The organism is Kocuria sp. CPCC 205258 (assembly GCF_040981005.1).
Lineage (GTDB): Bacteria > Actinomycetota > Actinomycetes > Actinomycetales > Micrococcaceae > Kocuria > Kocuria rosea.
In genome coordinates, this window is record NZ_JAVKPS010000011.1 from 94540 (window position 1) to 109899 (window position 15360).

The window sequence follows — 15360 nt, forward strand, 5'->3', positions numbered from 1 at the left end:
GATCCCGGCCCCGTCCCACCCGGACAGCAGGAGACGACAGCGCCCATGACCGACGCCCCCGACGACCGCACCCGGCACGACGCCGCCGAGCACCCCTACGGCGGCGTCGAGCCCCGGTACAGTCCCGAGGAGCTGGCCGAGCTGCTCGGCGGCAACCTCCCCACGGCCCAGCAGTCGGCCGTGATCTCGGCCCCGCTCACCCCCCGGCTGGTGGTCGCGGGCGCGGGCTCGGGCAAGACCGCGACCATGGTCGACCGGGTGGTCTGGCTCGTGGCCAACGGGGTCGTCGCCCCGGACCAGGTCCTCGGCGTGACCTTCACCCGCAAGGCCGCCGGCGAGCTGGGGGAGCGCATGCGCTCCCGGCTCGCCCGGCTGCGCGCCCAGGGGCTCGTCGCTCCGGCCCACGCCGAGGAGGACGACCTCCCGGCCGCTCCCCAGGACCCCACGGTCAGCACCTACCACTCCTACGCCAACACGCTCGTGCGCAACTACGGGCTGCGGATCGGGATCGAGCCGGACACCACGCTGCTGGGCCAGGCCCGGACGTGGCAGCTCGCCGCGCAGACCGTGGAGGCCTGGACCGGGGAGCTGCTCGAGACCATGCCCGCGAAGTCGACCATGGTCGCCGCCGTCCTCGACCTCGCCTCGGCGTGCGCGGAGCACCTCGTGGACCCGGCGGACGTGGAGCGCTTCGCGGCCGAGCTGCTCGGCGCGCTGGCCACGACACCGCCGGGGCGCCGGAAGAAGACCCTGGGCGCCCAGCTGAAGAAGGTCGAGGACAACCAGCGCACCGCGTGGGTCCTCGCCGAGCTCGTGGCCGACTTCGCCCGGCGCAAGCGCGAGGCCCAGGCCATGGACTTCGGCGACCTCCTCTCCGCCGCCGCCCGGCTCGCGGAGCAGGACCCGGCAGCCCGCCGGACCGAGCGGGAGCGGCACCGGGTGGTGCTGCTCGACGAGTTCCAGGACACCTCGCACGCCCAGCTGCGGCTCTTCGCCGCGCTCTTCGGGCAGGGGCACTCCGTGATGGCCGTGGGCGACCCCCAGCAGTCGATCTACGGCTTCCGCGGGGCGTCCTCCGGGCAGCTCTTCGGCTTCTACGACTCCTTCCCGGTCGCGCCCGGCCAGGACGGGGAGCCCAGCTTCCTCACCACGGCGTGGCGCAACGACGCGAGCATCCTGGACGTCGCCAACACCATCGCCGCGCCCCTGCGGACCCTGCCCGCGTGGGCGCGCAGCACTTCCTCCCTCGCCGTCCCCGAGCTCACCCCGCGTCCCGGGGCGGGCACCGGCCGGGTGCGGATCAGCCGGTACGCGACCGACGTCGAGGAGGCCGTCGCGCTCGCGGAGCGCGTCCGGGAGCGCCGGGAGCAGCACCGCGGCGACCCGGAGGAGCAGATGCCCACCATGGCGGTGCTCTGCCGCAAGCGCTCCCAGATCGAGCCCGTGCGCCGGGAGCTCGCCGCCCGGGGCATCCCCTACGAGGTCGTGGGCCTGGGCGGGCTGCTCAGCACGCCGGAGGTCTCCGACGTCGTCGCGACCCTCCGGGTGCTGGACGACCCCGGCCGCTCGGACGCGCTCGTGCGGCTGCTCGCGGGGGCCCGCTGGCGGATCGGGACCCGGGACCTCATGGCCCTCGCCGACTGGGCGTCCCACCTGGAACGCCGCCGCACGGAGGCCGCGCAGGCGGGCCGGGCCGAGGACCTCGAGAGCCCGGTGACCGCGGAGGAGGCCCAGGAGGACGCCCTCGTCGAGCCCGACCTCTCCGACCACGCGTCGCTGATCGAGGCCCTCGAGACCCTCCCGTGGCCGGGCTGGACGTCCGCGCACGCCCGCACCCTGTCCGAGACCGCGCGGGAGCGCCTGATCCGGCTGCGGACGGAGCTGGACCACCTGCGCTCCTTCCTCTCCGACGACCTGCCGAGCCTGCTGCACGAGGTCGAGACGGTGCTCGGCCTCGACGTCGAGGTCGCCGCGCACCCCCACCGCCCCGTCCACCAGGCGCGGCGCAACCTGGACGCGTTCCACGAGGCCGCGCAGTCCTTCACCGCGTTCTCCGCGAGCAGCGACGTCTCGGCGTTCCTCGCGTGGCTCGACGTCACCCTGGCGGAGGAGAACGGGCTCGAGCCCGGCCCCGACCGCACGCGGCACGACGCCGTCCAGCTCGTCACGGTCCACGCCTCCAAGGGCCTCGAGTGGGACCACGTCTACGTCCCGGGACTCAACGCCGGGAACTTCCCGACCGACCGGCCCTCCCGCTGGACCCTCGACACCGGGACCCTGGCCTGGCCGCTGCGCGGTGACGCCCGGTTCCTGCCGCAGTGGGCCGTGGACACGAGCGACCTCAAGGCCCTCGAGGAGTCCCACACGGAGTTCCTGGAGCTCGCCGCCCAGCACGCCGAGGACGAGGAGCGCCGTCTCGCCTACGTGGCCGTGACCCGGGCCCGCGAGGTCCTGGAACTGTCCTGCACCGTGTTCCGGGGCACGGCCGCAAAGGGCCAGGAGCCCTCCGTGTTCGTCGCGGAGCTGGCACCGCTCACCGAGGGCCCCGAACCGTCCGTCCGCCCGGGCCCCTGGGCCGAGGTCCCGGAGGGGGCCCGCAACCCGGCCGCCGCCACCGTGCTGAGCGCCCCCTGGCCGTACGACCCGCTGGAGGGCCCCGAGGTCACCGAGACCGTGACGGACGAGAACGGGCACAGCGCCGTGCGCGTGAGCCCGCCCCCGCACCGGGGCCGCCGGGCCGTGCTCGAGCGGGCCGCCCGCGCGGTGCGGGAGCGCGGCTTCGAGGACACCGCGGACCTCGACGTCGAGGACCTGCTCGGCGTCGCGGAGCGGGACGGGCTCGCGCCGGACCCGCGCCGGTGGTCCGAGGAGGCGAAAATCCTGCTCGCCCGGCACGAGGACGGCCGGGCCGAGCGGACCGTGCCCATGCCGTCCCACGTCTCGGCCTCGACCCTGGTGGCGCTCGCGCGCGATCCGCTCGAGGTCGTGTCGGGCCTGCGCCGGCCCATGCCGCGCCGGCCCGGCACCGCGGCGCGGCGCGGCACCACCTTCCACGCCTGGATCGAGCAGTACTACGGCAGCTCCGCGATCTTCGACGTCGGGGAGCTGCCCGGGACCGCCGACGACTACGTCGACGCGGCCTACGACCTCCCCGAGCTCGCGGCGACGTTCCGCTCCAGCCCGTGGGCCGACCGCCAGCCGTACGCCGTGGAGTTCCCCCTCGAGACCCCGATCGCCGGGGTCACGGTCCGCGGCCGGGTGGACGCCGTCTTCCGCAACGGCGACGGCACGTGGGAACTGGTCGACTGGAAGACCGGGCGGGCACCCTCCGGCCGGGAGCTGCAGGAGCGGTCGGCGCAGCTGGCCGTGTACCGGCTCGCGTGGTCCCGGCTGCGGGCCGTCCCGCTCGAGGAGGTCACCGCCGCCTTCTACTACGTGGCCGAGGACCGGGTCGTCCGTCCGCACGACCTGTCGGGGGCCGAGGAGCTCGAGGCGGTGGTCCGGGAGGCCTACGACGTGGTGCTGCGCCCCTGAGCGAGGCCGCCGCCCGGTCCCGTCGGCGGCGTCCGGCCGGAGGTGGCCTCGGGGCCGCCGGCCGGGGCAGGGTCCTCCGGGGCGGTGTCCCCGGGCGCGCGGTCCGGGGCCGCGTCCTGGGAGGCGTCGTCCTGCCCCGGGGCCGCCGGCGCGGTCTCCGGTGCGGCCGCGACCGGCTCGGGGCGCCGGGCGACGTCCTGCTCGAGCGTGGCGAGCATCTGCTCCGCGTCGGCCACCAGGTCCTGCGCGCCGCGGTCCACGCCGCGCACGAGCCACTGCGCCAGGGCGAGCTCGGCGTCCAGCCGGGCCCGGTCCAGCAGGTGCGGGTCCGGTGCCCCGTCGGGCGCCTGGAAGGACGTGCGGCGGCAGGCCGCGGCGTAGGCCTCGAGCACCCCTTCGGCGAGGCGGGCGTCGCGCGCCGCGAAGAGCCACGCGAAGTCCTCGGCGGGATCCCCCACGTGCAGGTCGGTCCACCCGGTCACCCCGCGCACCCGTCCGCGGGAGATCACGAGGTCGTCCTCCTGCAGGTCGCCGTGGACCACGCGCGGCCGGAACCGCCACACGGCACGGTCCTCCAGGACCTGCTCCCACCGGTGCAGCAGCGCGGCCGGCACGCGCCGCGTGTCGGCGGCCCGGCGCAGCTCCGTGCGGCGCCGCTGCCGGCACTGCTCGGCGGTGTAGCCGGGCAGATCGGCGTCCAGGACCAGCGCGGTCGGCAGGGCGTGGATCGCTGCCAGGAGCCGCCCGAGCTGCACGGTGAGCGTCGGAGGCGGCTCGGCGCTCGGCACGTGCCGGTGGTGCTCGGGGTCCGGCTCGGCGGCCATGCGGGCGAGCGCGTCGATGTCCAGCGGGGCGCCCTCGATGTGGGAGTGCACGAAGGCGTGCAGGTCCCCGTGCGCCACGGAGCCGGCGGCGGTGGGGACCAGGAACGGGAGACGCGACCGGACGGCGGGGGTGAAGGAGCGGAGCACGAGGTGCTCGGTCTCCAGGCGGACGCTCGCCTCGGGGCTCAGCGGGGAACGCACCCGCCAGCGCCGGCCGGAGGCGTCGAGGACCACGGCGGAGCGGAAGTCGGCGTCGTCGTCGGGGGAGGGCCCCACGGCCACGGGTGCGAGTCCGGGGACGCCTGCGGCGGCGACGGCGGCCAGGTGCTCGAGGGACGTGCTCACGCCGTCCACCCTACAAGAGGCCCGGCCCTGCAAGAGGCCCGGCAGCCGTCCTCGTCCCCACCCGCCGGGCCCGTGGTCCGCCCGGGTCGCTACAGTGGGGGACGTGCCCGCCTCCACCCCTTCCGAGCCCGTCTCCGGCTCCCGCCCCGTGCCCGCCCCCGAGCGTCTCTCGCCGGCCCGCCTGCCGTTCGCGGCGACGGCCTTCGACCGCGACGCCGTCGACCGTGAGCTCCACGACGTGCGCGTGCTCGCCGCGCAGGACCCCACCACGCTCGTGCTCGTGCTCGCGGGCGGTCTCGCCCCCGTGGCCGGGGACGCCCTGGTCCTGGTGCCCGCGGCCGAGCTCCCGGCCGTGCCCCACGACCCGCGCCGGCCGGAGGTCTACCTGGGCCGGCTGCCCGGCGCCGACGGGGCCCCCGGCCCCCGCGTCCTGCTGCGCGCCGTCGCCGCCCCCGAGCCCGGGGGCGAGGACGCCGCGGCGGAGCCCTTCGCGGTGCCCGAGCCCCTCGTTGCGGCCGTCACCGCGTTCGCCGCCGGCCGGGGCGGGGAGGAGCTGCGCTGGGCCGGCCTGCGGGAGCTCGGCCCGGTGCTCCCGACCGGGGACACCTCGCTGCTCGTCACCGCCCAGTCCGTGGGACTGTGGCACCGGGACCACCCCCGGTGCCCGCAGTGCGGGGAGCCCACCGAGGTGATCCGGTCCGGCTGGGCCCGGCGGTGCCCCAACGACGAGTCGCTGCACTTCCCGCGCACCGACCCCGCGATCATCGTGGCGGTCAGCGACGGCGACCCCGACCCCGACCGGGAGCGGCTGCTGCTCGGCCGCTCCGCGCTCTGGAAGGGCAACCGGTTCTCGACCCTCGCCGGGTTCGTGGAGCCGGGGGAGTCCCTGGAGCAGGCCGTGGTCCGCGAGGTCGCCGAGGAGGCGGGCCTGACCGTGGGGGACGTGCAGTACCTGGGCTCCCAGCCCTGGCCGTTCCCGCGCTCCCTGATGCTCGGCTGCCGCGCCGTGGTGCGCTCCGGCGCGGCCGTCCCGGACGGCCAGGAGATCCTGGAGCTGCGCTGGTTCACGCGGGCGCAGCTGCGGGAGGCGGCGCGCACCGGGTCCGTGACCCTGCCCGGGCGGGTCTCGATCGCGCACGCGCTCATCGCGCACTGGCTCGGCGAGGACCTGCCGGAGACGGCGTGGTGACCAGCAGCGAGACCGGCACGGACGTGGAGTCGACCCTCGAGGAGCGCATCCTCGCCGGCCTGGACCCCGAGCAGCGGGAGGTCGCGACCACGCTGCGCGGACCCGTGTGCGTGCTCGCGGGCGCCGGCACGGGCAAGACCCGGGCCATCACCCACCGGATCGCCTACGGCATCGCCACGGGCGTCTACACCCCGCAGAAGGTCCTGGCCCTGACGTTCACCGCCCGCGCCGCCAACGAGATGCGCAACCGGCTGCGCGAGCTCGGGGCCGCCGGGGTGCAGACCCGCACGTTCCACGCCGCGGCCCTGCGCCAGCTGCAGTACTTCTGGCCCCAGGCCGTGGGCGGGCCCCTGCCCGGGCTCGTGGAGCACAAGGCGCGGCTCATCACCGAGGCCGCGCAGAACATGCGCCTGTCCACGGACCGCGCGGCCGTGCGGGACCTCGCCGCCGAGATCGAGTGGGCCAAGGTCTCGATGCTGACCCCCGACACCTATCCGACGCGGGCCGCCGGGCGGGAGATGCCGCTGAACTACGACGTGCGCACGGTCCAGCGCCTGTACCAGTCCTACGAGGAGCTCAAGACCGACCGGCACCTGATCGACTTCGAGGACGTCCTGCTGCTCACGGTGGCCGTGCTCGAGGAGGACGAGCGCGTCGCCGCGACCGTGCGCGAGCAGTACCGGCACTTCGTGGTCGACGAGTACCAGGACGTCTCCCCGCTGCAGCAGCGTCTCCTCGACGCCTGGCTCGGGGGCCGGGACGACGTCTGCGTGGTGGGCGACGCCTCCCAGACGATCTACTCCTTCACCGGGGCCACCTCCCGGCACCTGCTCGAGTTCCCGGCCCGGCACCCGCAGGCGCGGGTGATCGAGCTCGTGCGCGACTACCGCTCCACCCCGCAGGTCGTGGAGACCGCCAACCGCCTGCTCGCGGCCCGCCGGCCGGCGCGGGGCTCGACCCCCGGCGCCTGGGCCACCCCGCTGCGCCTGGTGGCGCAGCGCCCGGACGGGCCGCCCCCGTCCTGGAACGAGTACGCGGACGACGAGGCCGAGGCAGCGGGGACGGCGGCGCGCATTCGGGACCTGGTCGACGACGGTGTGCCCGCGTCCGAGATCGCCGTCCTCTTCCGCACCAACGGGCAGTCGCAGGCCTTCGAGACCGCGCTCGCGGAGGCGGGCATCGGCTTCCAGCTGCGCGGCACGGAGCGGTTCTTCAACCGGCCCGAGGTCAAGCAGGCCGTGGTGCAGCTGCGCACGGCGGCGCGGGCCGCCGAGGCCTCGGACGAGCCGACGCGCCTGGTGCGCGACATCCTCTCCTCGCTGGGCTACTCGGACCGCGCGCCGCGCTCCACGGGCGCGGTGCGCGAGCGGTGGGAGTCGCTGGCAGCGCTGGTCTCCCTCGCGGACCGGATGGCCGCGGAGGCCGCCGCCCGCGAGGAGCAGTTCGTGCTCCCCGACTTCGCCGCGGAGCTCGAGCGGCGCATGGCCCAGCAGGACGCCCCCGTGATGAACGGGGTGACCCTGGCGTCCCTGCACTCGGCGAAGGGCCTCGAGTGGGACGCCGTGTTCCTGGCGGGCCTCAGCGAGGGGCTCATGCCGATCGGCTTCGCCGAGACCGCCGACGAGATCGACGAGGAGCGCCGGCTGCTCTACGTGGGCATCACCCGCGCCCGGGAGCACCTCGTCCTGTCCTGGACCCTGTCCCGCACCCCGGGCGGCCGGCCCACGCGCAAGCCCTCACGCTTCCTCGACGCCCTGCGGGAGACCGGCGGAGACCGCCCCGCCCCGCGCCGGTCCCGCCCGGGCGGCGCCCGCGCTCACGCCTGATCGAGCCCGCACAGGCACCGGCTCCGGTCCGGCTCCGGCCAGGACACCGCGTCCGGCCACGGCGGGGCGTAGAGGGCGGCGCGCCCGGCGCCGCCCTGCTCCCGGAGCCCGTGCCCCCCGGCTCCGGCGCCGCACAGCGAGTCCAGGGCCACCGCGAGCACCTCGACGGCCAGGCGGACCGCGACGGCCTCCGAGTGGGCCGCGCCCGCCCACGCCGCGAGGACGGCGGCGGGGCCGTGCGGCGCCGTGCGGGGCTCCGTGTGCTCGAGCGTCGCCCGCACGCAGTCCGGGCAGGGCCGGTGCGCCCAGGGCACGGTGGGCCAGCGCAGCAGGACCCCGTCGGCGTGGTGCAGCGACACCACCGGGTGGCGGGGGTCGATCCCCGCCCACGCCTCCGGTTCCACCGCTCCGGGCGGCAGCCGGCCGTCCGGGCCGGGCCGCCCGGAGCTGTGCACCACGACCGTGCCCGGCAGCAGCGCCCCGGGGAACAGCTCCGGCGCGCTGACGGGGGCGCACCGGGGGTCGAGCTCGCGCAGCCGCCGGCGCAGGGCCGCCTCGCGGGACCGGCCGACGTCCGCGGGCCGGTACGCGCCGGTCCCGAGGTCGGCGGCCGCGACGGGCGCGGCGTCGCTGACGTTGAGCCCCAGCACGCCGCAGCGCAGCAGGCGCACGGCCAGCGCCGCCGCGAGACCGTCCAGGCCCAGGAGCAGGACGTGCACCTCGTCCGGACGGGGCCGCTCGAGACAGGACAGGCGCAGTTCCGGGTCGTGCGGGGAACCCTGAGGAGGGCCTGGGAACGGGGTGGTGGGCACGGGACGCCTTCCGGGACGCGCGGGCGGGACGTCGTCACTCTCGCCCGGACCGTGCCCGCGGCGCGCCCGCCGGCGGGTCGTCCACAGTGCACGGCGGAGCGCTGTGCACACGGGCGCGGGCCGGCGTTTCGCGGCCCGTGCCCGCGGCGTGTTCAATGGCCCCATGCCCGTACCGTCACAGCCCGAGGTCGTCGTGCGCCGCTCCGCCCGCCGGCGCAAGACCGTGTCCGCCCACTGGAGCGAGGACACGGTGGTGCTCTCGGTCCCCCAGACGGCCACCCGTCGGGAGATCGAGCACTGGACCCGCGAGCTGGTGCCCCGGGTCGTGGATCGCCGGCGCCGCGAGGCGGCCAAGGGCGCCGACCGGCGCTCCGACGACCACCTCCTGCAGCGCGCGCACGAGCTGTCGCGGCGACACCTCGACGGCCGCGCCCGGCCCTCGGACGTGCGGTGGTCCGGGCGGCAGCACACCCGGTGGGGCTCCGCGACGCCGGCCACCGGCGTCATCCGGATCTCGGCGCAGCTCCAGCAGGCCCCGGAGTGGGTGCTCGACTTCGTGCTGGTGCACGAGCTCGCGCACCTGCTCGAGGCCGACCACAGTCCCCGGTTCCGGGAGCTCGAGGCCCGCTACCCCCTCGCCGAGAAAGCCCGGGCGTTCCTGGACGGCGCCGCGTGGGCGCACCGGCACGCCGGACGCGCCGGCGCGGATCAGCGGGAGCCGTCCCCGTCCTGAGGCCCGTCGTCCTCCGGCCGCCCGGGACCGCCGCTCGTGCCGGGCCCGCCGTCCGCGCCGGGAGCAGGGTCCGCGGCAGGACCGCCGTCCGTGCCGGGCCCGCCGTCGGGGCCCTCGTAGCCGCCCGAGAGCAGCCGCTGGAGCGCGGCGTCGACCTCGTCCTCGGACGCGGTGAGCAGCCCGCGGCGCTCGGTGAAGCCCGCGGGGTCGTCCAGGTCCTCGTCGGTGGGCAGCAGCTCCGCGGCGTCCCACAGGCCGTCCCGGTCCTCCACCCCGCGGCGCTCGCCGACGTACTCCCAGAACTGCGCGGCCTCGCGCAGCCGGCGCGGGCGCAGCTCGAGCCCCACGAGCGAGCCGAACGCGTGCTCGGCGGGCCCGCCGGCGGCGCGGCGCCGCCGGACGGTCTCGGACAGGGCCTCCCCGGAGGGCAGGTTGGCGGTCGAGGCGACGGTGACCACGTGCACCCAGCCCTCCACGAGGGCGAGCACCGTCTCGAGCCGCTTGAGGGTGACCTCCTGGTCCGGGGTTTGCTGCGGGGCGAAGATCCCGGAGGACAGGGCCTCCTGCATGCTCGAGGGATCCATCGGGTCGATGTCCCGGGCGGCCTCCTCGATGCGGGACATGTCGATGTGGATCCCCGCGGAGAAGCGCTTGACGAGGTCCAGGATGTGCTGGCGCAGCCACGGGTTCGCCGCGAACAGCCGGACGTGCGCCGCCTCCCGCACGGCGACGTAGAGCATGATCTCCTGCGCGGGGATGTCCAGGCCCTCGCCGAACGCCCTGATGCTGGCGGGCAGCAGCCCGGAGCGGCCCTCCGCGAGCGGGAGGCCGATGTCGGTGGAGCACAGCACCTCGCGGGACAGGCCGCCGATGGCCTGGCCCAGCTGGATCCCGAACAGCATCCCGCCGGCGCCCGCGAGCATCCCCGAGGCCCCGCCCATCATGGCGGACAGCTCGGGGGGCAGCTGCTGGGTGAGGGCGTCGGTGAGCGCCTTCGTCACGGACTCCGCGACCGGGCCCGTCATGTCCTTCCAGGTCTCCTGGGTGGCCTCGATCCACTCCGCGCGGGACCACGCCTGGGGCCGGATCGAGGTCTGGCCGAACTCGGTGTGGTCGGCCAGCCACAGCTCGGCGAGGCGCATCGCGTCCTCGACCGCGCCGCGCTGGGCGGGGGTCACCGACGGGTCGCCGTCGGCGGCGGCGATCTGCCGCGCGTGGTCGTGGGCGAGCTTCCAGTTGACCGGTCCCTCGGACGCCCCGGCGCCCATCATGGACTGGATCTGCTGGAACATCATCGACATCGCCTGGGGGTCCACCGGCACGCCGGCGCGCTGAAGGTCCTCCGGGCTCATCCCGCTCTGCCCCATGAGGCGCTCGAGCATCTCCTGGAAGGGGTCCTTGGGGCCGTCGCCGGAGTCGTCCCCCGGGGTGTTCCCGGGGCGGTCGTTGGGAGGCTGGGGAGTCATGGGTCCACCGTTCTTCGATCGGGTCGGGGGATCGGGCGGCACGGGCGCGCCCGACGTCTCTGCTCCCAGCGTAGCGAGCACCGGACGGGGCCGACCATGAGCCAACTCCCAGTTCGCTGGAAGCTCAGGGCCGGGTCCCGCGCGATAAGCTGGACCGTCCGGACCGTGCGGCCTCACAGCCTCCGGTCCCTCCGACGACGACGCCGAGGACCGCCCGTGACCGCATCCCCCCGCCCGCGCCGCGCCCTGCGCCGCCGCGGTCTCGAGTCCTGGGCGCTGCTGGGCTCCGCCGGGCTGCTGCTGGCCGGGACGGTGCTGCCCGCCCCGTTCGTGATCGAGGCTCCCGGGCCCACGTTCAACACGGTGGGGGAGCACGACGGCCGGCAGCTGCTGGGGGTCTCCGGCGCCCCGACCTACCCGAGCGACTCCGTCCTGGACCTGACCACGGTCTACGTCACCGGCGGGCCCAACAAGAACGTCAACGTGCTCACCGTCCTCGGGTCCTGGCTGGACCCGTCCGCCTCCGTGGTGCCGGCCGACACCCTCTATCCCCGGGACGTGTCGGGGGAGGAGGCCGACCAGTACAGCATGGCGGCCATGAGCAGCTCGCAGGAGGACTCGGTCGCCGCCGCGCTGACGCACCTGGGCCAGGACTTCAGCACCCGGCTCTCCGTGCAGGACACGGTCCCGGGCGGCCCCGCGGAGGGGGTGCTCGAGCACGGCGACGTCCTGCGCGGCGTGGACGGGGAGCCCGTTTCGTCGCTGCCGTCCCTCAAGTCGGCTCTCGACGCGGCGGGGGAGCGCGGCGTCACCCTGCAGGTCGAGCGGGCCGGGTCGCCGCGCGACGTCGAGGTGGACACCGTGCGCGACGAGGCGTCGGGGAACTGGCAGCTCGGCGTGTTCCTGCTGGCCGCCTACGATTTCCCGATCGACGTGGCGTTCGAGCTCGACGAGGTCGGCGGGCCCAGCGCGGGGCTGATGTTCGCGCTGGGGATCGTCGACGAGATGACCCCGGGCTCGATCGCCGGGGACCGGCACGTGGCCGGCACCGGCACCATCACCCCGGAGGGGGAGGTGGGGCCCATCGGCGGCATCCGGCAGAAGCTCGAGGGGGCCGCGGCGGCCGGGGCGGAGGTCTTCCTCGCCCCGGCGGACAACTGCGCCGAGGCGCAGGGCCACGTCCCCGAGGGGTTGACGGTCGTGTCCGTGCGCACCCTCGACGACGCCGTGGCCGCCGCCGAGGCCGCCCGGAGCGGCGGGGACCTCTCCGCGCTGCCGGGGTGCGCCGCCCGATGACGGGCGGCGTGTGCACGATTGCACCCCCGAGAAGCCCGCGGGCAGAATGGACGGGGTGCCCCGGCGACCCGCCGGCGGCGCTCCTCCTCGACGCAGGCCGCACCCCACGACTTCACGCACCACACCTGACGAACGACCCCGATTGCAGAGGTAACCAGTGACCGCCGGACCCACAGCCCCCCGACCACCGAGGCAGCAGCCAGCAGGACAGCGGCGGAAACGGGGTGCGCTGTGGCCGACGGTCGTGGTCGTCCTGGTCCTCGTGGCCGCCTTCGTGGGACTGACGCAGCTCTACACGGACGTCCTGTGGTACGACCAGCTGGGCTACCTCAGCGTGTTCGTCACCGAGAACGTCACGAAGATCGTGATCTTCGTGGTCGCCGCCGTGCTCGTGGCGGCGTTGATGTTCGCCAGCCTCTTCCTCGCCTACCGGAGCCGGCCGATCACGGCCGAGTCCATCGTGGACGACAACCTGCGCCGCTACCAGGAGGCCCTCGAGCCGGTCCGCAAGATCGTCATCGTGGTGGTGCCCGTGCTCTTCGGGCTCTTCGCGGCGAGCACGGCGATGACCCAGTGGGACACCGTGCTGCTGTTCCTCAACCAGGAGCCGTTCGGCCAGGAGGACCCGCAGTTCGGCCTCGACATCGGCTTCTACGTCTTCACCCTCCCGTTCCTGCGCTTCCTCATCGGGTTCCTGGTCTCGGCGATCCTGCTGGCCGGCGTGGCGGGGATCCTGATGCACTACGTCTACGGCGGCATCCGGATCACCGAGCGGGGGCTCAGCACCACCCGGGCGTCCCGTGTGCACCTGGGGGTGCTGGCCGCGCTGTTCCTGCTGCTCCAGGCCGCGAACTTCTGGCTGGACCGGTACTCCACGCTGCAGTCCACGTCCGGGACGTGGACCGGCGCGCTGTACACCGACGTCAACGCCGTGATTCCCACCAAGGCGATCCTGGCGGCGGCCGCGCTGATCGTCGCGGTCCTCTTCGTCGTCGCGTCCTTCATCGGCCGCTGGCGGCTGCCGATCATCGGCACCGCCATGCTGCTCGTGGTCGCGGTGGTGGCCGGCGGGATCTACCCGTGGATCGTCCAGCGCTTCCAGGTCACGCCCACCGAGCAGGCCCTGGAGAGCCAGTACATCCAGCGCAACATCGACCTCACCCGGTCGGCCTACGGGCTGGACGCGGCCGAGGTCATGCCGTATGACGCCACCACGGAGACCGAGCAGGGCGCCCTGCGCCAGGACACCGAGACCACCTCGAACATCCGTCTGCTGGACCCCAACGTGGTCTCGGCGGCGTTCTCGCAGCTGCAGCAGTTCCGCCCCTACTACCAGTTCCCGGACACCCTCAACGTGGACCGCTACGAGATCGACGGCGAGGTCCAGGACACCGTCATCGCCACGCGTGAGCTGAACCCCGACCAGAACCAGGGGTGGTTCAACCAGCACGTGGTCTACACCCACGGCTACGGCGTGGTCGCCGCCTACGGCAACCGGGTCGAGGTGGACGGCAAGCCGCAGTTCATGCAGTCCGGCATCCCGTCCCGGGGCGTGATCTCGGACGACTACGAGCCGCGCATCTACTTCGGCGAGAACTCCCCGCTGTACTCCATCGTGGGCGGCGCCGAGGGCGACGAGCCCCTCGAGCTGGACCGTCCGCAGACGGCCGGCGACGAGGCCGGCGACGCCAAGACGACGTTCGCCGGCAACGGCGGGCCCAGCATCGGCAACTTCTTCAACCGGCTCGCCTACGGCATCAAGTTCCAGTCCTCGGACATGCTGCTCTCGGACGCCGTGCGCCCGGAGTCGCAGATCCTCTACGACCGGGACCCGCGCGAGCGGATCGAGAAGGTCGCCCCGTACCTGACGGTCGACGGCGCCCCGTACCCGGCCATCATCGACGGTCAGGTCCAGTGGATCGTGGACGCCTACACCACCTCGGACGCCTTCCCGTACTCGACGCCGTCGGTGCTGCAGGAGGCGACGCAGGACACGCAGACCGCCCAGGGCGCCGCGGCGGCCCTGCCGCCGGAGCGGGTCAACTACATCCGCAACTCGGTCAAGGCCACGGTCAACGCCTACGACGGCTCGGTGAACCTGTATGCGTGGGACGACCAGGACCCGGTGCTGAAGGCGTGGCAGAACGTCTTCCCGAGCACGCTCAAACCCTACTCCGAGATGTCGGCGGAGCTCATGGCGCACGTGCGCTACCCGCAGGACATGTTCAAGGTCCAGCGGGAGCTGCTCAACCGCTACCACGTCACGGACTCCGGCAGCTTCTACCAGAACGACGACGTGTGGTCCGTGCCCAACGACCCGACGCAGGACTCGGACGTGGCGCTGCCCCCGTACTACCTGTCGATGCGGATGCCCGGTGAGGAGGAGGCCAACTTCTCGCTCACCACCTCCTTCATCCCGCAGCAGTCGGAGACGGGCAACACCCGCAACGTGATGTACGGGTACCTCTCCGCCAACTCCGACGCCGGCACCGGCGAGGACGGCGTGAAGAGCGACGAGTACGGGACGCTGCGCCTCCTGGAGCTGCCGCGCTCGTCCGTGGTGCCCGGCCCGGGCCAGGCGCAGAACCTGTTCAACTCGGACACCGACGTCTCCACGGAGCTGAACCTGCTCCGCCAGGGCGCCTCCGAGGTCATCAACGGCAACCTGCTCACCCTGCCCGCGGGCGGCGGCATGCTCTACGTGCAGCCCGTCTACGTCCAGTCCTCGGGCGACGCCGCGTACCCGACGCTGCGGCGCGTGCTCGTCGGCTTCGGCGAGGAGGTGGGCTTCGCGCCGACCCTCGAGGAGGCCCTCGACGAGGTCTTCCAGGGCGACTCCGGGGCCCAGACGTCGTCCGGTGCGGGCGTCGACGAGGCGGAGGCCGGGAGCCCGGACGGCGCCGGCGAGGACGGGGCCGAGGCCCCGGCCGGCGGCGCCAGCCTCGAGGACGCCCTCAGCGACGCCAACCAGGCGATCCAGGAGTCCGAGGAGGCCCTGCAGGACGGCGACTGGACGTCCTACGGCGAGGCCCAGCAGCGGCTGCAGGACGCCATCGAGCGGGCGCTCGAGGCGGACGGCGTCGTCGCCCCCGAGGCGGAGGGCGCCCTGGCCCCCGAGGAGCCGGCCGAGCAGCCCGCCGAGTAGCCGATTTGCGGGTCCACCCCGCGGCACGTATAGTCATACATGTCGCCGCGGGGTGGAGCAGTTCGGTAGCTCGCTGGGCTCATAACCCAGAGGTCGCAAGTTCAAATCTTGCCCCCGCAACCATGTGATGTCTCAGGACATCGGCAAGGCCCGAACCCACGGATGTGGGTTCGGGCCTTTTGTCATGCCT

Annotated in this window: 9 protein-coding genes and 1 tRNA gene; 7 read left to right on the top strand and 3 right to left on the bottom strand. The window is 74.6% G+C overall.

Annotated elements, in window-relative coordinates:
* Positions 1 to 45 precede the first annotated feature (45 nt).
* Positions 46 to 3534 carry an ATP-dependent helicase gene (locus RF644_RS15915; RefSeq protein ID WP_368797210.1) on the top strand — a complete coding sequence of 1163 codons (3489 nt, stop codon included), beginning with the start codon at positions 46 to 48 and terminating at the stop codon, positions 3532 to 3534.
* Here the strand turns inward: RF644_RS15915 and RF644_RS15920 are convergent.
* Positions 3510 to 4703 (bottom strand): phosphotransferase, encoded by a 1194-nt coding sequence (locus RF644_RS15920; RefSeq protein WP_368797211.1) that lies wholly within the window; start codon positions 4701 to 4703, stop codon positions 3510 to 3512. The genes RF644_RS15915 and RF644_RS15920 overlap by 25 nt on opposite strands.
* 103 nt (positions 4704 to 4806) lie before the next feature.
* Here RF644_RS15920 and nudC point away from each other — a divergent pair, with 103 nt between their 5' ends.
* Positions 4807 to 5892, top strand: a complete 1086-nt coding sequence (nudC, locus tag RF644_RS15925) for an NAD(+) diphosphatase (protein WP_368797212.1) — start codon at positions 4807 to 4809, stop codon at positions 5890 to 5892.
* Positions 5886 to 7718 (top strand): ATP-dependent helicase, encoded by a 1833-nt coding sequence (locus tag RF644_RS15930; RefSeq protein ID WP_017833443.1) that lies wholly within the window; start codon positions 5886 to 5888, stop codon positions 7716 to 7718. The genes nudC and RF644_RS15930 overlap by 7 nt, the downstream gene beginning before the upstream one ends.
* On the opposite strand, the gene RF644_RS15935 is transcribed toward RF644_RS15930, so the two are convergent.
* Positions 7709 to 8530: a hypothetical protein gene (locus RF644_RS15935; protein WP_368797213.1), complete on the bottom strand. Its 822-nt coding sequence runs from the start codon at positions 8528 to 8530 to the stop codon at positions 7709 to 7711. The genes RF644_RS15930 and RF644_RS15935 overlap by 10 nt on opposite strands.
* 163 nt (positions 8531 to 8693) lie before the next feature.
* Between RF644_RS15935 and RF644_RS15940 the strand changes: the two genes are divergently transcribed.
* On the top strand, positions 8694 to 9263 hold the full coding sequence (locus RF644_RS15940) for a M48 family metallopeptidase (protein WP_368797214.1): 570 nt from the start codon (positions 8694 to 8696) through the stop codon (positions 9261 to 9263).
* Here the strand turns inward: RF644_RS15940 and RF644_RS15945 are convergent.
* Complete coding sequence (locus RF644_RS15945; protein WP_368797215.1) at positions 9239 to 10729, bottom strand: zinc-dependent metalloprotease; 1491 nt, start codon at positions 10727 to 10729, stop codon at positions 9239 to 9241. The two genes, RF644_RS15940 and RF644_RS15945, sit on opposite strands and share 25 nt — an antisense overlap.
* 216 nt (positions 10730 to 10945) lie before the next feature.
* Between RF644_RS15945 and RF644_RS15950 the strand changes: the two genes are divergently transcribed.
* The 3 genes from RF644_RS15950 to RF644_RS15960 all read left to right on the top strand — a co-directional run bounded on the left by RF644_RS15950 (position 10946) and on the right by RF644_RS15960 (position 15293).
* Positions 10946 to 12025, top strand: a complete 1080-nt coding sequence (locus tag RF644_RS15950; protein WP_368797216.1) for a PDZ domain-containing protein — start codon at positions 10946 to 10948, stop codon at positions 12023 to 12025.
* Positions 12026 to 12182: 157 nt separating this feature from the next.
* Positions 12183 to 15170, top strand: coding sequence for a UPF0182 family protein (locus tag RF644_RS15955; RefSeq protein WP_368797217.1), 2988 nt, complete (start codon positions 12183 to 12185; stop codon positions 15168 to 15170).
* Positions 15171 to 15216: 46 nt separating this feature from the next.
* Positions 15217 to 15293: transfer RNA gene (locus tag RF644_RS15960), tRNA-Met, on the top strand.
* The last annotated feature ends 67 nt before the right edge of the window (positions 15294 to 15360 follow it).